The sequence below is a fragment of the Arthrobacter sp. TJ-263 genome, assembly GCF_058269155.1.
Window position 1 is genome coordinate 353,908 of the sequence record NZ_JBZCNE010000002.1, and the last position, 17,323, is coordinate 371,230.

At 70.7% G+C, this 17,323-nt stretch carries 19 protein-coding genes; 9 read left to right on the top strand and 10 right to left on the bottom strand.

The window, feature by feature from the left end; genetic code table 11:
• Window positions 1-119: 119 nt before the first annotated feature.
• From AC4D2F_RS12125 to AC4D2F_RS12145, 5 genes are all read left to right on the top strand, one after another.
• Window positions 120-872: a DUF4245 domain-containing protein gene (locus tag AC4D2F_RS12125; RefSeq protein WP_490910775.1), complete on the top strand. Its 753-nt coding sequence runs from the start codon at window positions 120-122 to the stop codon at window positions 870-872.
• Between the two features lie 26 nt (window positions 873-898).
• Entirely contained in the window at window positions 899-1,513 is a 615-nt protein-coding gene (locus tag AC4D2F_RS12130) for a carbonic anhydrase (RefSeq protein WP_104168808.1), read from the top strand.
• Window positions 1,514-1,534: 21 nt separating this feature from the next.
• Window positions 1,535-3,010 (top strand): class II fumarate hydratase, encoded by a 1,476-nt coding sequence (locus tag AC4D2F_RS12135; RefSeq protein WP_490910776.1) that lies wholly within the window; start codon window positions 1,535-1,537, stop codon window positions 3,008-3,010.
• Between the two features lie 109 nt (window positions 3,011-3,119).
• Complete coding sequence (locus AC4D2F_RS12140) at window positions 3,120-3,776, top strand: TetR/AcrR family transcriptional regulator (RefSeq protein ID WP_490910777.1); 657 nt, start codon at window positions 3,120-3,122, stop codon at window positions 3,774-3,776.
• Entirely contained in the window at window positions 3,773-5,398 is a 1,626-nt protein-coding gene (locus AC4D2F_RS12145) for an MDR family MFS transporter (protein WP_490910778.1), read from the top strand. Before AC4D2F_RS12140 ends, AC4D2F_RS12145 begins: the two co-directional genes overlap by 4 nt.
• Window positions 5,399-5,437: 39 nt before the next feature.
• On the opposite strand, the gene AC4D2F_RS12150 is transcribed toward AC4D2F_RS12145, so the two are convergent.
• Together AC4D2F_RS12150 and AC4D2F_RS12155 are read right to left on the bottom strand one after the other, a co-directional pair.
• On the bottom strand, window positions 5,438-5,908 hold the full coding sequence (locus AC4D2F_RS12150; RefSeq protein ID WP_104168434.1) for an NUDIX hydrolase: 471 nt from the start codon (window positions 5,906-5,908) through the stop codon (window positions 5,438-5,440).
• Between the two features lie 5 nt (window positions 5,909-5,913).
• On the bottom strand, window positions 5,914-6,420 hold the full coding sequence (locus AC4D2F_RS12155) for a prepilin peptidase (RefSeq protein WP_490910779.1): 507 nt from the start codon (window positions 6,418-6,420) through the stop codon (window positions 5,914-5,916).
• Between the two features lie 58 nt (window positions 6,421-6,478).
• Between AC4D2F_RS12155 and AC4D2F_RS12160 the strand changes: the two genes are divergently transcribed.
• Entirely contained in the window at window positions 6,479-7,234 is a 756-nt protein-coding gene (locus tag AC4D2F_RS12160; RefSeq protein ID WP_490910780.1) for a hypothetical protein, read from the top strand.
• 1 nt (window position 7,235) lies between these two features.
• On the opposite strand, the gene phoH2 is transcribed toward AC4D2F_RS12160, so the two are convergent.
• Entirely contained in the window at window positions 7,236-8,567 is a 1,332-nt protein-coding gene (gene phoH2 / locus AC4D2F_RS12165; protein WP_104168437.1) for an RNA 5'-3' helicase PhoH2, read from the bottom strand.
• Window positions 8,568-8,717: 150 nt separating this feature from the next.
• Complete coding sequence (locus tag AC4D2F_RS12170) at window positions 8,718-9,485, bottom strand: isoprenyl transferase (RefSeq protein WP_104168810.1); 768 nt, start codon at window positions 9,483-9,485, stop codon at window positions 8,718-8,720.
• 195 nt (window positions 9,486-9,680) lie between these two features.
• Between AC4D2F_RS12170 and trhA the strand changes: the two genes are divergently transcribed.
• Window positions 9,681-10,433 carry a PAQR family membrane homeostasis protein TrhA gene (gene trhA, locus AC4D2F_RS12175; protein ID WP_490910781.1) on the top strand — a complete coding sequence of 251 codons (753 nt, stop codon included), beginning with the start codon at window positions 9,681-9,683 and terminating at the stop codon, window positions 10,431-10,433.
• Between the two features lie 10 nt (window positions 10,434-10,443).
• Here the strand turns inward: trhA and AC4D2F_RS12180 are convergent, their stop codons facing one another.
• Together AC4D2F_RS12180 and mca are read right to left on the bottom strand one after the other, a co-directional pair.
• Window positions 10,444-10,797 (bottom strand): hypothetical protein, encoded by a 354-nt coding sequence (locus AC4D2F_RS12180; protein ID WP_181033679.1) that lies wholly within the window; start codon window positions 10,795-10,797, stop codon window positions 10,444-10,446.
• A gap of 92 nt (window positions 10,798-10,889) precedes the next feature.
• A complete protein-coding gene (gene mca, locus AC4D2F_RS12185; RefSeq protein WP_104168439.1) occupies window positions 10,890-11,813 on the bottom strand; it encodes a mycothiol conjugate amidase Mca in 924 nt (307 codons plus the stop codon).
• Between the two features lie 80 nt (window positions 11,814-11,893).
• Here mca and AC4D2F_RS12190 point away from each other — a divergent pair, with 80 nt between their 5' ends.
• Together AC4D2F_RS12190 and greA are read left to right on the top strand one after the other, a co-directional pair.
• Complete coding sequence (locus AC4D2F_RS12190) at window positions 11,894-12,328, top strand: DUF4307 domain-containing protein (RefSeq protein ID WP_490910782.1); 435 nt, start codon at window positions 11,894-11,896, stop codon at window positions 12,326-12,328.
• A 203-nt stretch (window positions 12,329-12,531) separates the two neighbouring features.
• Window positions 12,532-13,026, top strand: coding sequence for a transcription elongation factor GreA (greA, locus tag AC4D2F_RS12195; protein WP_104168440.1), 495 nt, complete (start codon window positions 12,532-12,534; stop codon window positions 13,024-13,026).
• Between the two features lie 21 nt (window positions 13,027-13,047).
• On the opposite strand, the gene AC4D2F_RS12200 is transcribed toward greA, so the two are convergent.
• Genes AC4D2F_RS12200 through AC4D2F_RS12215 form a run of 4 tightly spaced genes read right to left on the bottom strand, consistent with a single transcriptional unit; the run spans window position 13,048 to window position 17,210 of the window.
• Window positions 13,048-13,647, bottom strand: a complete 600-nt coding sequence (locus AC4D2F_RS12200) for a rhomboid family intramembrane serine protease (protein WP_258069964.1) — start codon at window positions 13,645-13,647, stop codon at window positions 13,048-13,050.
• Window positions 13,648-13,658: 11 nt separating this feature from the next.
• Window positions 13,659-14,945 (bottom strand): threonine ammonia-lyase, encoded by a 1,287-nt coding sequence (ilvA, locus tag AC4D2F_RS12205; protein ID WP_104168441.1) that lies wholly within the window; start codon window positions 14,943-14,945, stop codon window positions 13,659-13,661.
• Entirely contained in the window at window positions 14,942-16,264 is a 1,323-nt protein-coding gene (locus AC4D2F_RS12210; protein WP_490910783.1) for an AI-2E family transporter, read from the bottom strand. The genes ilvA and AC4D2F_RS12210 overlap by 4 nt, the downstream gene beginning before the upstream one ends.
• A gap of 34 nt (window positions 16,265-16,298) precedes the next feature.
• Window positions 16,299-17,210: an aldose 1-epimerase family protein gene (locus tag AC4D2F_RS12215; RefSeq protein WP_490910784.1), complete on the bottom strand. Its 912-nt coding sequence runs from the start codon at window positions 17,208-17,210 to the stop codon at window positions 16,299-16,301.
• Window positions 17,211-17,323 lie beyond the last annotated feature (113 nt).

Genomic DNA, 17,323 nt, shown 5'->3' on the forward strand with positions numbered 1-17,323 from the left:
TGTCCGGTGCTGTCATCATAGGCGCGCCGACGGCGCCGTGCCCGGTCATGACGCGCACGTGCAGCGCCGCGGACGAGCGTCCGTTAGGTGCGGTGGCCGGCATCAGCGAAAATGGAGGGGTGAGCGATCAAGGGAACGAGCGGACGACCCCCGGGACACGACCGGGCTCCGGGGACGGGCAGGGCCCGACCGTGCAGCCCGCCGTGCAGCAGGCACGGCGACCGGCCGACGATGCCCGTCTCGCCGCGGAGCTGAACGACGACGCCCCGCCCATCACGCTCAGCCCGAACCAGGCCAAGCGCGCCAGCTCCACGGCCCGCGGCATGCTGATCGCCACCGGCGCGACCATCGCCGTCGTCCTCCCCGTCTACTTCCTGAATCCCACGTACACCGCGGACACCTACCAGCGGGACATCGACGTCGAGACCGTGGCCCGCCAGGCGGCGGGCGACGCCGGCTACCTCCCGGCGTCGCCCGCCCTGCCGGAGGGCTGGACCTCCAACTACGCGCGCTGGGTCACCGGACGCAGCGACGCCGTCGATTTCTGGGAGGTCGGGTTCCTCACCGCGGACACGGGCTTCATCCAGCTCACCCAGACCGACGACGCGAACCCCACCTGGACGGCGCAGCGCATCGGCGACGCGCAGGTCTCGGGGACACGGACCATCGGCGGGCTCGACTGGGAGCTCCTCGACGCACCGAACGGGGACACGGTGCTGACGTCGGAGGTCGACGGCGCCACGGTGATCCTCAACGGGGAGGCCTCCCTCACCGAGTTCGACACCGTGGGCGAGGCCGTCGTCGAGGACGTCCGGCAGAATGCCGTCGAGGAGGCCGAGCGCCTGTCATCTTCGGACACGGACGGCTCGTGACGGACGGAGACAGTACAGTGGGCGGCGTGACCCAGCAACTGACTCCCGCCGCCGCCTGGCAGCGACTGCAGGAGGGCAACGCGCGGTTCGTGGCCTCCGACGTCTCGCACCCCAACCAGGACGCCTCCCGCCGCACCGCGCTCGTGAACGACCAGCACCCCTTCGCCGTCATCTTCGGCTGCTCGGACTCCCGGCTGGCCGCGGAGATCATCTTCGACCTCGGCCTCGGTGACGTCTTCGTCGTCCGCACGGCCGGGCAGGTGATCGACGACGCCGTCCTCGGCTCGCTCGAGTACAGCGTGAGCGTGCTCGGCGTCCCCCTGATCGTGATCCTCGGCCATGACAGCTGCGGCGCCGTCACCGCGACGATGGACGCGGTCGAGACCGGGGACATGCCCACGGGCTTCCTCCGCGACCTCGTCGAGCGGATCACGCCGTCCGTCCTGACGGCGCGGCGCGCAGGCATCACCGACGTCAACACGACGGTCGTCGAGCACACGAAGCAGACCGCCCGGCGGCTGGTCGACAGCTCCCGCGTCATCTCCGACGCCGTCGAGACCGGGACGGTCGCCGTCATCGGTGTCTCCTACCGACTGGACGAGGGCAACGCCGTGCTGGTGTCAGGATTTGGCGCACTGTAGAGCAGCGGTAAGAATTGCGGCATGACTCCAACGCCTGCAGCCGGTCCTGAATCCACCTCGACGACGGGCGCCGCGCCCGGCGCGGAGACCGTCGGATACCGCATCGAACACGACACCATGGGTGAGGTGCGTGTCCCGGTCGACGCCCTCTACCGGGCGCAGACACAGCGGGCCGTCGAGAACTTCCCGATCTCCGGCACCACCCTCGAGCGCGCGCACATCGAGGCGCTCGCCCGCATCAAGAAGGCCGCCGCGACGGCCAACGCCGAGCTCGGCGTGCTCGACGAGGAGCGCGCGTGGGCCATCGAGGCGGCGGCGGAGGACGTGGCGTCGGGCCGGTACGACGGCGACTTCCCGGTGGACATCTACCAGACGGGCTCCGGGACGTCGTCGAACATGAACGCGAACGAGGTCATCGCGACCCTCGCGAGCCGCGCCCTCGAGGCTGCCGGGAGCTCCACCTCGGTGCACCCGAACGACCACGTCAACGCGTCGCAGTCCTCGAACGACGTCTTCCCCACGTCCGTCCACGTCGCCGCGACCTCGGCGCTCGTCAAGGACCTCATCCCGGCGCTGGCGCACCTCGCCGAGGCGCTCGAGCGCAAGGCGGAGGAGTTCGCGACCGTCGTCAAGTCGGGGCGCACCCACCTCATGGACGCCACCCCGGTCACCCTCGGCCAGGAGTTCGGCGGCTACGCGGCCCAGGTGCGCTACGGCATCGAGCGCATCGAGGCCTCGCTGCCCCGGGTGGCCGAGGTACCGCTGGGCGGCACCGCCGTCGGCACCGGCATCAACACCCCGGCGGGCTTCTCGGCGCGCGTCATCGAACTGCTCGCCGAGGACACCGGGCTCCCCCTCACCGAGGCACGCGACCACTTCGAGGCGCAGGCCAACCGCGACTCCCTCGTCGAGGTCTCCGGCATGCTGCGCACCATCGCGGTGTCGCTCACGAAGATCCACAACGACCTGCGCTGGCTCGGGTCCGGCCCGAACACCGGCCTCGGCGAGATCGCCCTCCCCGACCTGCAGCCCGGCTCGTCGATCATGCCCGGCAAGGTGAACCCCGTGATCGCGGAGGCCGTCATCATGGTCTGCGCGCAGGTGGTGGGCAACGACGCCACCGTGGCGTGGTCCGGCACGAACGGCGCGTTCGAGCTCAATGTCGGCATCCCCGTGATCGCCCGGAACGTGCTGGAATCCATCCGCCTGCTGAGCAACTCGACGCGCGTGTCCGCGGACCGCATGATCGACGGCATCACGGCGAACGTCGAGCGCGCGCGTTTCCTCGCCGAGGCGTCCCCCTCGATCGTGACGCCGCTCAACAAGCACATCGGGTACGAGAACGCGGCGAAAATCGCGAAGAAGGCGGTTGCCGAGGGTCTCACCGTGCGCGAGGCCGTCGTCGCCCTGGGCTTCGTCGAGCGCGGCGAGCTGACCGAGGAGCAGCTGGATTCTGCGCTGGACGTGCTCTCGATGACACGGCCCCCGCAGGCCTGACGCGAGGGCAGGACCGGCTCCGGGAGGGGCGTCCCCGATGCGGGTGCGCCCCTCTCTCGTGCGCAGCGACAGTTTGCACTCTTTTGTTCAAAGTGCAAATATGTACTCCATGCCTGACAGTGCAAACACTGAGGACGTAGGGCTGCGGGAACGCAAGCGCCGCCGGACTCGCGCGTCCCTCGTGGCCGCGGCCCGCCGTCGGACGCTCGAGCACGGCCTCGCCGGCTTCACGGTCGAGCAGCTCTGCGACGAGATCGGCATCTCCCGCCGGACGTTCTTCAACTACTTCCCCTCCAAGGAGGACGCCGTCCTCGGCTCCCCCGACGAGGTGCTGCCCCAGGAGATCCTCGACGGGTTCGTCGCGTCGGGGCGGACCGTCCCGCCGAAGCCGCTGCTCGACGCCCTCACCGATCTCCTCGCGGAGTTCGGCGCACGGATGGCCATCTCCCGCGAGGAGTACCGGCTGATGTCCGCCGTCCTGCACCGGGAGCCACAGCTCATCGCAAAACTGTTCGCCCGGGCGGAGTCGAAGGCCCAGCTGCTGGTCGACCTCATCGCCGTCAGGGAGGGCCTGCCCGCGGAGCATCCCGTGCCCCGCGTCGCCACCTTCGTGCTGGGCGGTCTCGCCCGCCGGTCCCTCGACGAGTTCTTCGCCGAGGGCAACGAGCTGTCCTACCCCGACGTCATCCGCCGGAACATCGACGCCCTGCGCTACCTGTTCCCTTCCTCCCCCGCCCCCCAGAACCAGAACCAGGACACGCCATGAGTACACCGACGGCGCAGGACGGCCCGCTCCTCCTGACCCAGAGACGCATCTGGATCATCTTCTCGGCGCTCATCGCCGGGATGCTGCTCTCCAGCCTCGACCAGACCATCGTCTCCACCGCCATGCCCACGATCGTCGGCCAGCTCGGCGGCGTCGAGCACCAGGTGTGGATCACGACGGCATACCTCCTCGCCACCACGATCGTGATGCCCGTCTACGGCAAGTTCGGCGACGTCCTCGGGCGCCGCAACCTCTTCCTCTTCGCCATCGCGCTCTTCACGATCGCCTCGATCGGCTGCGCCTTCGCCACGGACTTCTGGGCGTTCGTGATCTTCCGGGCCATCCAGGGCCTCGGCGGCGGCGGGCTGATGATCCTCTCGCAGGCGATCATCGCCGACATCGTCCCGGCCAACGAGCGCGGCAAGTACATGGGCCCCCTCGGCGGCATCTTCGGTCTCAGCGCCGTCGCCGGCCCCCTGCTCGGAGGCTACTTCGTGGACCACCTCACGTGGAACTGGGCGTTCTACATCAACATCCCCATCGGGATCGCCGCCTTCGCCATCGCCTGGTTCACCCTGCGGCTGCCGTCCAAGAAGGCCACCAAGCGCATCGACATCCCCGGCGTCGTCCTGCTGTCCGTCGCCACGACGTGCCTGATCTTCTTCACCGATTCCGGCGGGGACGCCGCGGAGGGCTGGACCTCGCCGCTCACCTGGGCCTTCGGGGCCGGCATGGTCCTGGCGACGGTCGCGTTCATCCTCGTGGAACGCCGCGCGGAGGACCCGATCATCCCGCTGGAGCTCTTCCGCAACCGCACGTTCGTCACCAGCACCGGCATCGGCCTGACGCTCGGCCTCGGCATGTTCGCAGCCCTCGCCTTCATGCCGACCTTCCTGCAGATGGCCTCCGGGACGTCCGCCGCCGTGTCCGGGCTGCTCCTCGTCCCGATGATCGTGGGCCTGATGGGCACGTCGATCTGGTCCGGGATCGCGATCTCCCGCTCCGGCCGGTACCGCAGGTACCCGATCGCCGGCGTCTCGATCACCCTCCTGACCCTGGTCTGGATGTCGACGCTCACGGCCGGCACGCCGATCTGGGTCATCTGCACCATGCTGTTCTTCTTCGGCGCGGGGCTCGGCCTCATCATGCAGGTGATCGTCCTCGTGGTGCAGAACGCGGTGTCCCCGACCATGGTCGGCGTCGCCACGAGCACCAACAACTACTTCCGCGAGGTCGGTGCGTCGCTCGGCGTCGCCGTCTTCGGCGCCATCTTCACGAGCCGCCTCTCGGAGCGCCTCAACGGGACGTTCGCCTCGTTCGGTGCCGACCCGGAGGCCGCCGGCCAGGCGACGTCCACCCTCGATCCTGCCACGCTCGACGCCCTGCCGGACCAGGTGCGCGACGCCGTCGTGAGCGACTACGCCGAGTCGCTGGCCCCCGTGTTCCTCTACCTCGTGCCGTTCCTGGTGATCGCCCTCGTCCTCGCCCTCCTGCTGCGCGAGATCCCGCTGTCGACGACGTCGGGCATGGTGGCGCGGGGCGAGGCGATCGGCGGGGAGGAGGCCGTCCGCCTGGAGCGCGAGCGCGCCGCCGCCGGGTCGCCGGAGCGTTCCGGCGCCTGACCCTCGCGGAGGCGCCCGACGGGCGCGCCGGCGGACAGGTCAGGACACGAAACGGGCCACGCCGTCGAACGAGGCCGCCCCCTGCACCAGGGCAAGGTGCCGGGGGCTGAGGTCGGGCAGGGCGTCCGGGGTGAACCAGCGGACGTCGGTCGACTCGTCGTCGTTGACCCGGGCGGTGCCGCTGACCCAGCGGCAGCGGAAATCGAGGTTCAGGAACGTCGTCACATCGCCGTTGGGGTAGGTGATGGGCCCCACGACGTTCGTCCCCAGCAGGCACTCGACCTCGACGAGCACGCCGGTCTCCTCCTCGACCTCGCGGCGCAGGGCCACCGCCGGCTCCTCGCCGGGGTCCACCATGCCGGTGATGATGGCCCACGCACCGTTGTCGGCCCGCCGGCCGAGGAGCACCCGCCCGTCGTCGTCGAACACCACGCCGCCCACGCCCGGCAGCCAGAGAGGGGCATGGCCGATCGAGCGGCGCAGGGCGAGGACGAAGTCCGGGGTAGGCATGATTTTCAGCCTAGTACAGCGAGGCCGAGGGCCGCTCCCGCGATGAGGAACGGCCCGAAGGCCACCGACGAGCGCAGCGTCGCCCGCCGCGCCGCCAGGAGCAACAGGGCCCACCCGCCGCTGAGCACGACGGCGAGGACCGGCCCCCACCAGAGCTCGTCCCAGCCGGCGAACCCCAGGTACAGGCCGAGAAGCCCCGCGAGCTTCACGTCCCCGAAGCCCAGCCCCTGCGGGTGGAGCAGGTGCAGCGCCGCGAAGGCCACCAGCAGGATCGCTCCCCCGCCCAGCATCCCCGGGATACGGTGCCAGTCCCCCGCGGCCCCGGCGGCCGCCCCCAGGAGCAGGACCGCCGCGGGGTAGGACGGCAGGACGATGCGGTCCGGGAGCCGGTGGGTGCGCCAGTCGATGACGCTCAGCCGCACACCGACGACGGCGAATCCCGCGAGGGCGGCGGCGAGCAGCACGAAGGCGACGGGCTCCCGGCCCAGGTAGTCGGCGAGCACGGAGGTCACGGCTCCAACCTATGCGACGGCCCTGATCCGGCGGCGCACCGACGGTTACACTGTGGAAATGTCGGCCCAGCACAGTTCCAGCCCCGAGGAGACGTTCCGCTCGCTCTGCCGCTCCTCACCCTGGCGCTGGGAGACCCTGCGCTTCACCATCACCTGGCGTGCGCCGTCGGAGTCGGGCAGCGACACGGCACCGCCGCTCATGGCCTGGCTGCGCCGACCCGCGGCGCTGCGCGTGGAGGCCGCGGACGGCACGCTCCTCCATTCGACCACCGGCAACGAGACCTCCCGCGACGCCATGTACGTGAGCGCCACACGGAAGTCCTGGCTCCTCGCACCGCGCCTCGTGACCCCCGTGTACGACGACGCCGGGTTGGTGCGACGCCGCCCCGAGGCCGCCTACGGCGAGGCGGTCTTCGGCGATCCGCGCTGGTCCTCGATGCTGGACCCGGTGGAGCTCGCCGGGAACGCACCCGTGGCGATGGTCTTCCCGGGGGCCAACCGGGTGGAGATCGGGGATCTCGCCGAGGAGGTGTTCGCGGGCCGCCCGGTGCTGGCCGCGACGCTCACGCCCAACGCCGGCTACACCGCGGCCGCGCCCGGCCATCCCCTCATCGGCGAGGGGCGGACGCGCGTGCTCGTCGACGTCGGCACCGCGGTCTGCGTGTCGACGACGGCGCTCGACGGCCCGTCGAGCGGCGCCGGCCACGACCTGCAGATCCTCGGTGTGGACGAGTACCTGACGGACGACTACTTCCGGGCGGCGCCGCCCGAACTGAGCGATGTGAGCCGGCACGTGCCGTGGATCGTGGAATGACCTAGAGCTCCGCGCCCTCCAGCAGGTCCGTCACGAGGGCCGCGATGGGCGAGCGCTCCGACCGCGTCAGGGTCACATGACCGAACAGCGGGTGGCCCTTGAGGATCTCGACGACGGCCGCGATGCCGTCGTGGCGTCCCACCCGCAGGTTGTCGCGCTGGGCGACGTCGTGCGTGAGGACGATCCTGGAATGCTGCCCGATGCGGCTCATGACGGTCAGGAGCACGTTCTTCTCGAGGGACTGCGCCTCGTCCACGATGACGAAGGAATCGTGCAGGCTCCGGCCGCGGATGTGGGTGAGCGGCAGCACCTCCAGCATGCCGCGGTCCAGGACCTCCTCGACGACCTCCTGCGACACGAGCGCGCCGAGGGTGTCGAAGACCGCCTGCCCCCAGGGATTCATCTTCTCGTTCTCGCCGCCGGGCAGGTAGCCGAGCTCCTGGCCGCCCACGGCGTAGAGCGGCCGGAAGACCACCACCTTGCGGTGCTCCCGGCGTTCGAGCACGGCCTCGAGTCCCGCGCACAGGGCGAGGGCGGACTTCCCGGTGCCGGCGCGGCCACCGAGCGAGACGATCCCCACCTCGGGATCCAGCAGGAGGTCGATGGCCAGGCGCTGCTCGGCGGAGCGGCCGTGCAGCCCGAACACGTCGCGATCACCCCGCACCAGGCGGACGTGCTTGTCCGCCCCGACACGCCCCAGCGCGGACCCGCGCGGCGAGAGCAGGATGACGCCGGTATTGACCGGCTGCTCGGCCGCGGCCGGCGTGAACACGGCCTCGTGGCTGTACAGCGTGTCGACTTCCTCGACGGTGGCGTCGAGTTCCACCACGCCGGTCCAGCCGGAATCCCGGACGAACTCGTTGCGGTACTCCTCGGCCCGGAGGCCCATCGCGGACGCCTTGAGGCGCAGCGGCAGGTCCTTCGAGACCACCGTGACGTCCCGTCCCTCGACGGCGAGGGACTTCGCGACCGCGAGGATGCGCGCATCGTTGTCGCCGCTCCTGAACCCGACCGGCAGCACGTCCGGCGAGACATGGTTCAGTTCGACGCGCAGCGTACCGCCCTCGTCGCCGAGGGGGACGTCCCGGTCGAGTCCGCCGTGGGCCACCCTCAGGTCGTCCAGCAGCCTGAGCGCCTTCCGCGCGAAGTACCCCAGTTCGGGGTCGTTCCGCTTGCCCTCCAGTTCGGAGATCACGACGACGGGCAGGACCACCTCGTGTTCCTCGAACCGCAGGATGGCGCGGGGGTCGGAGAGCAGGACCGAGGTGTCGACGACGTAGCTGCGACGGTGGTGCGATGCATCGGGCGATGGTGCGGTGGTGCTTGTGGCCATGTGGACTCCGCTCCGGGGTGAGCCCACCCCGACGTCGTAGGGCTGACGCGGGCACGGATCCGAACCCCCGTCGATGGCTCGACCCTACGCCTCCCGTCCGTACGGTGCGCGCCGGACGCGTCGTGTCGGTGGTGAAGGAACGGTGAACTCTCAGGAACCGAAACGGCGCTGGCGTCGGCCGAAGTCGCGCAGGGCACGCAGGAAGTCGACGCGGCGGAAATCGGGCCACAGGGCCTCGCAGAAGTAGAACTCGCTGTACGCGCTCTGCCACATGAGGAAGCCGGAGAGCCGCTGCTCGCCGGAGGTGCGGATGACGAGGTCCGGGTCCTGCTGGCCGCGCGTGTAGAGGCGGGAGGAGATGTGCTGGTCCGTCAGCTCCTCGGCGAGCGTCTCCAGCGACATCCCGCGGGCCGCGGCGTCCCGCATGAGCTCCTTGACGGCGTCGACGATCTCGCGCCGCCCCCCGTAGCCCACCGCCACGTTGACGTGGATCCCGTCGATCCTCTCCGTGGAGGCGGCGAGGTCCACGAGCTTGCCGCTGAGGTCCTCCGGCAGCAGGTCGAGGGCGCCGACGGGCTGCACCCGCACCCGGTTGCTCTCGCCCAGGCGGTCCAGGGTGTTGGCGATGATGTCGAGGAGCTGGTCGATCTCCTCCTGGGGCCGGCCCATGTTGTCGGTGGAGAGCATGTAGAGCGTGACGACGTCGACGCCGAGTTCCTCGCACCAGCCGAGGAACTCGTGGATCTTGTCAGCGCCGGCCTGGTGGCCGTGGCTCGTCGGAGCGCCCGCGAGCTTCGCCCACCGCCGGTTCCCGTCCACCATGACACCGATGTGGTGGGGGATCCGCTCGGGCGCGAGGTGACGCTGCAGCCTGCGCTCGTAGAAGCTGTAGCCGACTTCGGGGAACTTCCACGTCACGCCCGGCAGCACCTCCTGAGTCCATGCTCCGGCGGGTCCGGAGCGTCGCCGCGACGGAACACCGGCGCCTTGCGCATACCTCTTCCTACCGTACCGGCAGTCGCCTTATAAAGACCTGCACCGCCGCCGTCGAGGTGTTGCGCATGCCTCGTCCGCCGCCGCCTGCAGGCATCGCCGTGGGCTAGAATCCGGGCTATGACCCCGCACGACCAGGCCCCCCACTCCCGCCCGTCGGACACCGCCGGCGGCCGCACCGCGGCGCTCGAGGACACGGTCGGTTCGGTGGCGGGACCCCTCGCGGACGCCCTGGCCGCCAAGCCGCTGTGGCGGGGCTGGATCCATGCGGTCGCGACCCCGTTGGCGGTCGCGGCCGGGATCGTCCTCGTGGCGCTCGCGCCGACGCCGGCACTGAGGATCACCTCCGCCATCTACGCCTTCACCGGCGTGCTGCTCTTCGGCGTCAGCGCCGTCTACCACCGCGGGAACTGGAGCCCCCGGGTGAAGGTGGTGCTGAAACGCCTCGACCACACCAACATCATGCTGGTCATCGCCGGCTCCTACACGCCGCTCGCCTGGGCGCTGCTGGAGCCGGGGAAGGCCGAGACGCTGCTGTGGATCATCTGGGGCGGCGCGATCGCCGGGGTGCTGTTCCGCAACCTCTGGGTCGATGCCCCGCGCTGGCTGTACGTTCCGATCTACGTGGCGCTGGGCCTCGGCTCGGTGTTCTACATGCCCGATTTCTTCAGGGCCGACGTCGCCGCTGCCGTCCTCATCTGCGTGGGAGGCGTGCTCTACATCGTGGGTGCCGTGTTCTACGGGATCAAGCGTCCCAACTTCTCGCTGCGCGTGTTCGGTTTCCACGAACTCTTCCACGCCTTCACCGTGGCGGCCTTCGCGGCGCATTTCATCGCGATCATGCTGGCCGTCCTGAACCCGGTCCAGGCCTGACTGCAGCGACCTAGCGGTTGTCCGGGCCGTGCTTCCCGCCGGGCATGGGCCGCCCGGCATCGTCGGGGCCCTGCGCGCCACCCCGGCGGTCGTCGCCGGCGGCCCCGCCGTCGGCTGCGCCGCCCGGATCAGCGGCGCCGGCCTCGCGCCGGGCTCGTGCCTGGTCCACCTCCGCGGTGTAGCGGACGCGGCGGATGCGCTTGGTCATGTCGCGGATCAGGAGGATGACCAGCACGACGACGAAGAGGGTGGCCAGGAACCCGAGGGTCCCGGGCGTCACGGACGCCGGGTCCAGCCCTGGTTTCAGCGTCGGATCGCCCGACGGCGTCATCGTCGTTGCAGCCAGGCTGAGGTCAAGGAACACGCAGGCACCACTTTCGAAACTCGCAGCGGATCACGATGACCGCCGCAGGCAATTCTACGCGGGATAGAACTGGCCCGTGGACCGGGAGGGTCCTACGCGTCGGCGGTGATGCCCGCGAAGAAGTCGTGCTCGGGCAGCTGCGACTCCACCCTCGAGGCGATGAGCGAGTAGTCCTCCCACGGCCACACCTTCTGCTGCATCTCGATCGAGACGGCGAAGAAGAAGCCCTCGGGGTCCACCTGGGTGCGGTGCGCGAGGAGCGCCCGCTCGCGGTGCCCGAAGAAGTCGGCGCAGTGGATCTGCGTGGTGGTCGCGTGGGTGGGCGCGGGCGGCTGGTGCCCCTCGGCGTCGGACTCGAGCCACTGGGCGATGCGCTCGGCGTAGGGGGACTGCAGGCCGGCCTCCTCGAGGGCGAAGTGCAGGGCACGGAACCGTTCGGGATTGAACGCGCGGTCGTAGTAGAGCTTGGACGCACTCCACGCCGCGCCCGTCCCGGGGTAGCGCCCCGGATCGGCCGCGGCCTCGAAGGCCTCCACGGCCACGCGGTGGGCCATGATGTGGTCGGGGTGCGGGTAGCCCCCGTTCTCGTCGTAGCTGACGATCACGTGGGGGCGGAACTCGCGGACGAGCTTCACGAGGGGTGCGGCCGCCCGCTCGAGCGGCTGCAGGGCGAAGCACCCGGCCGGCAGGTCGGGCAGCGGATCGCCCTCGGGCAGTCCCGAGTCCTCGAAGCCGAGCCACCGGTGCCGGACGCCGAGCTCGGCGGCGGCACGGGCCATCTCCAGCCTGCGGAGGCCCGGGAGGTCGCGCTTGCCGTGCGCGTCGTCGTTCATCGCCGCATTGAGGATGTCGCCGCGCTCGCCACCGGTGCAGGTCGCGACCATCACCTCTGCCCCGGCCGCCACGTAGCCGGCCATCGTAGCCGCACCCTTGCTCGACTCGTCGTCCGGGTGGGCGTGGACTGCGAGGAGGCGGAGACCCTCGCGGGACTCGCCGGGCTGATCCTGGGGTGGCAACACGCGCTCCTGGCTTGTCGGGGGAAGAACGGAGGAGGCGCCCGGAGGGGGCCGCCGTCGACGGACGGTAAAATGGGAGCGTGAGCTCCGCCGGAACGCCAACACCAAGAGTAGCCAATCGCTACGGCACCCCCAAGCCGAAGAGGCCGATGGGCCGTCTGCGGATGCTGGTCATCGCCGTGGTACTCGCAGCCGTGGCAGCGATCGCCGCCGTCGCCCTCACCACGGGCAGCCCGCCGGTGTCCTCGAAGGACGTCGGTTTCTCCCTCGCCTCGGACGAACTGGCGAGCGTCGATTTCGAGGTGACGAAGGATCGCTCGGCGACCGCGCAGTGCGCCGTGCAGGTGCTCAGCGAGAACTATGCGGTGGTCGGCTGGAAGACCGTGACCATCGGCCCGAACAGCGCCGAGGAGGGCGCCAACGACGGCGGGACCACGGCGCACCGGACCGATGTCCGGCTCGATTCGCCCGGCGTCTCCGGCGGTGTCAACGCCTGCTGGATCGTGGAGGACTGACCTCGGCGGCCGGACTGCTTGGGTTCTGGCCCTCCCCCCTCTAGAATGGGGGGATACGTTTCGCCCCGCTTCACCGGCGTACCGGCCACCCGGTCCCACGAGGCGGGGTGTTTGCTTGCCGGTGACCTCGGCTGCACTGCCGGCCCGTCGAGTGACCATGAGCCCCGCCGTCCTGGTGGCGGCCGTACTGAAGGAGTTATCCCGTGTCCACGAACAGCGTTCCCATCGCCGCCTGGCTCACGCAGGAGTCCTACAACCGGCTCAAGACCGAACTGGACCACCTGTCCGGTCCCGGTCGCACCGAGATCGTCGCCCGCATCGAGCAGGCCCGCTCCGAGGGCGACCTCAAGGAGAACGGCGGCTACCACGCCGCCAAGGAGGAGCAGGGCAAGGCCGAGGCCCGCATCCGGCAGCTCACGCACCTGCTGGAGAACGCACACGTCGGCGAGTCCCCGGCGGACGACGGCGTCGTCGAGCCGGGCATGATGGTGTCCGCGAAGATCGCGGGCGACGTCGAGAACTTCCTCCTGGGCAGCCGCGAGGTGGCCGGTGACACGGACATCGACGTCTACAGCGAGAAGTCCCCCCTGGGCGCCGCCATCCAGGGGACCAAGGCCGGCGACACCGTCACCTACACGGCGCCCAACGGCAAGCAGATCACCGTCGAGATCATCTCGGCCACCCCGTACGTGGGCTGACGGTCCGGCTTCACCCGCCGGCTACGAGCCGATGCCGAAGCGGTCCGCCCTCCCGGGGGCGGGCCGCTTCCGTTTGAGCAGGAACGCGGCGAGGACCCCGCCGAGGGCCCCGAAGAGGTGCGCCTGCCAGGAGATGTTCGAGCCGATCGTGGGCAGGACGCCCCACAGGATGGAGCCGTACGCGAGGAACAGGACGACGGCGAGCAGGATCTGCTTCCAGTCCCGGTTGTAGAAGCCGCGCGTGATCAGGTAGGTGAAGAGGCCGAACACCACGCCCGAGGCGCCGATGGTGAGCCCGCCGCCGAAGAGCCAGGTGCCGATGCCGGAGGCGAGCCAGCTGATGCCGATCGCCGCGGCGAAACGCCGCGCGCCCTCCAGGAAGGCCACGAACCCGAGGACCAGCAGGGGCAGCGTGTTGCTCGCCAGGTGCTGGACACCGCTGTGCAGGAGCGGCGCGAAGACCACGCCGTCGAGGCCGTCCACGCTGCGGGGTGCGATCCCGAGGGTCCTCACGAGCGTGTCCCCGAGCAGGGCGTTCACCAGGAACACCGCCCACATCGCCGCCACGAGGCCGACGACGGTGACCAGTCCGGCCTGCGCCCTCCGGGCGAGGGGTTGCACGTCCCCGGCCCTCACCCCTGGACGACCACGGGCTGGAAACCCTCCGCGCGCAGGTTGCTGAGAACCTGCTCGCAGTGCTCGTCGCCCTTGGTCTCCATGTTGATCGTGATCGCCACGTCACCCATGCTGATCGATCCGCCCACGCGCGTGTGGTCGACCCCGGTCACGTTCGCGTCCGACTCCGCGATGATCCGGGAGATGGTCGCGAGCGAGCCGGGGCGGTCGTCGAGGAGCATGCGCACCACGAGGTAGCGTCCCGCGGCCGCGAGACCGCGCTGGATGACCTTCAGCATGAGCATCGGGTCGATGTTGCCGCCGGAGAGCACCACCACCGTGTTGCCCGGGTCGGCGCCGTCCTCCGTCAGCTTGCCGTCGAGGAGGGCCGCCACACCGACGGCGCCGGCCGGCTCGACGACCATCTTGGCGCGTTCCAGCAGGAAGATGAGCGCCCGGGCGAGGGAATCCTCGCTCACCGTCACGACGTCGTCCACGAGCTCCCTGATGATGGAGAACGGCAGCTGGCCCGGCCGGCCGACGGCGATGCCGTCCGCCATGGTCGAGACCTTGGTGAGGGGCACGAGGGCGTCCGCGGCGAGGGACGGCGGATAGGCGGCCGCGTTCTCCGCCTGCACGCCGATGATGCGGATCTCCCGCCCGAGCTCCTTCGCGCGTGCCTTGACGGCGACCGCCACCCCGGCGAGGAGTCCGCCGCCACCCACGCCGATGAGGATCGTGTCGACGTCCGGCACCTGCTCGAGGATCTCGAGCCCGAGGGTCCCCTGGCCGGCCACGACGTCCACGTCGTCGAAGGGATGCACGAACACCGCACCGGTCTCGTCGGCGTACTTCCGGGCCTCGGCGAGCGCCTCGTCGACGTTGTGGCCGTGCAGCACCACCTCGGCACCGTGTCCGCGCGTCGCGGCGAGCTTCGGGAGTGCAACGCCGAGGGGCATGTAGATGCGGGCCGAGATGCCCAGCCGCGCGGCCGCCACCGCCACGCCCTGCGCGTGGTTGCCGGCGGACGCCGCGACGACGCCGCGGACGCGTTCGGCGTCGGTCAGCTTCGCCATCCGGTTGTAGGCGCCGCGCACCTTGAAGGAACCGGCGCGCTGCAGGTTCTCGCACTTCAAGGACACGGTGGACCCGGTGATCCGGCCGAGGGCCCGCGACTGCTCGATCGGGGTGCGGGCGATGACCCCCTCGAGGGTCCGGTGTGCCGCTTCGACGTCGGCGAGGGTCACGGCGAGGTCGACGGCGGGGTCGGTCGCGAAATCGGTGGTTGCGGTCTGCTCGGTCACGGGGAGGTCTCTTCCTGGGGGGCTGGCGCGGCGGTCGGGTCCGGGGTGCTGGCCGGTGACGACGAAGACTGGTGCTCCGCCGGGACCGGCCCGCTAATGCCGGCCCCTCCCCCCTGGGGCCAGCCCTGCCGGAGCACGACCTCGTCGTCCTCCCAGGCCCTGCGCGAGATGTAGCGGACGGATGAGTTGAGGACCGCCAGGATGGGGACGGAGAACAGGGCGCCCGGGATCCCGGCGACGATCGTTCCGCCGGCGACGGCGAGGACCACCGCGAGCGGGTGGAGGGAGACGGCCGGTCCCATGACGAGCGGCTGGAGCACGTGTCCCTCGACCTGCTGGACGAAGAGCACGATCGCGAGCATGATCAGTGCGTTCACCCACCCGTTGGCGACGAGCGCGAGCAGGACGGCGACGGAGCCGGTGGCCAGTGCGCCCACGACGGGGATGAAGGACCCGAGGAACACGAGGACGCCGAGCGGTAACGCCAGGGGCACCCCGATGATGGCGGCCCCCACGCCGATGCCGATCGCGTCCACGCCCGCGACGAGGATCTGGACGCGGACGTAGCGCGCCATGGACAGCCACCCCGTGCGGCCGGCGCCGTCGACAGCTGCCCGTGCGCGGACCGGCGCGAGTCCGACGACGAACCGCCAGATCCCGGGGCCGTCGAGCATGAAGAAGATCAGCGAGAACACGGTGAGGAAGATCCCCGCGGCGATGTGCCCCGCGGTGGACCCGAAGGAGAGGGCGCCGCTGAGGATGGAGGCGCTGTTGTCCTGGATCGCGCCGCCGAGGTCCTGCAGGTACTGGTCGATCTGCGTCGCGGTGAGCTGGAGGGGGCCCTGGGACAGCCAGTCCAGCAGCTGCTGCACCCCCGCGGCGGCTTCACCCCACAGGCTCGCCATCCCGACCGTGAGCTGCTGGCCGACGAGCAGGAGGGCTGCCACGATGACGCCGAGGAACCCGACGAGCGTCATCGCGACGGCGAGGCCGTTCGGTACGCGCCGGCGATGCAGCGCGATCTTCAGCGGCATGAGCAGCGCGGCGAGCAGGCCCGCGATCATGAGGGGGATGACGAGCACCGAGATCCAGCTGAGGAGGTAGATCAGCACGCCCCCGACGACGATGACGAGTCCCAGCCGCCAGGCCCAGGAGGCGGCGATGCGCAGGGCGTAGGGGACGTCCGACCGCCCGTCGGTCCGGACGGGACGGGGCACGAGTGCGGCCCGGTCCTGCGACGGTCCGGGGAGGGTCACAGCACCGCGGCTCACGGCGCGCTGCAAGGCGCGCTGGGGGTTCGCTCCGCGGAGACGATGCATGGCCCAATCCTTCCATAGAACCCGCGCGCGCCCGCTACCCGAGAGCCGGCAGGATCCCCCAACGGGCCGAGAACGACGCCCCCGCGTCGAGCCACCGCAGGCCCTCCCCCGAATTGAACGCATCGGCGGGGGCGGTCATGGGCTCGATGGCCACGGCCCTGTCCACGCCGGGGTAGATGGTGCTCACGTACACATGGGCATAGGCGAAGGACGCGTCGGCCCAGAGGGTGACGCTGCGTCCGTCCGGAGCGGCGAGGACGTGCTCGTAGCGCCCCCCGACGGTGTGCAGGCCCGTGAAGGCCGTGTCGAACTGCAGGTCGCCGATCCTCCGGCCGTTCCGCAGGTCGTGCTGCCCGGTGACACCCACGGTGCCGGTCGGGATCGACCGGTCGTCGGTCTCGAACATCCCGTCCGCCAGCAGCGTCAGTGTCAGGTCCTCGGTGGGCACGTCGGAGATCTTGAGGTACGGATGGGCGCCCAGGCCGAAGGGCGCGGCGTCCGGTGAGAGGTTCGTCAGCTCCTGGGTGACCGTGAGCTGCTCCTCGGTGAGCTCGTAGGTGGCGCGGTGGAGCAGGTGGAAGGGGTAGCCGTGCTGGGGGAAGATCTCGGCCTCGAGGATGGCGTGGGCGGGACCGACGTCGACCGCCCGGTAGCCGGTGTTGCGGAGGAGCCCGTGGGTGGCGTTGCCCTTGGACGGCTCCGTGATGTCGAGGCGCTGCTCCGTGCCGTGCAGCGACCAGCGGCCGCCGGCGACGCGGTTCGCCCATGGCGCGAGGAGGATCCCCCCGCCCCCGGCGGGGATGTCGTCGTCGCCCCAGGTCTCGGTGAGTGCGACGCCGCCGCACTCGTAGGAGCGCAGGGCCGCCGCGAGGCTGGCGACGACCACCGTCGACGCGCCCGCCCGCAGGGTGTGGTTGATGCCGCTTGCCGGCCGTGGAGTCGCCATGCAGCGATGCTACCCGTACGCGAACTTTCCCTGCGCCGGGGTGGCGTGGGGCCCTATGATGGATTTTGTTCGTTTGAGTGCGGACTCGTTCGTTTCTCATCCCGTTCCACGGC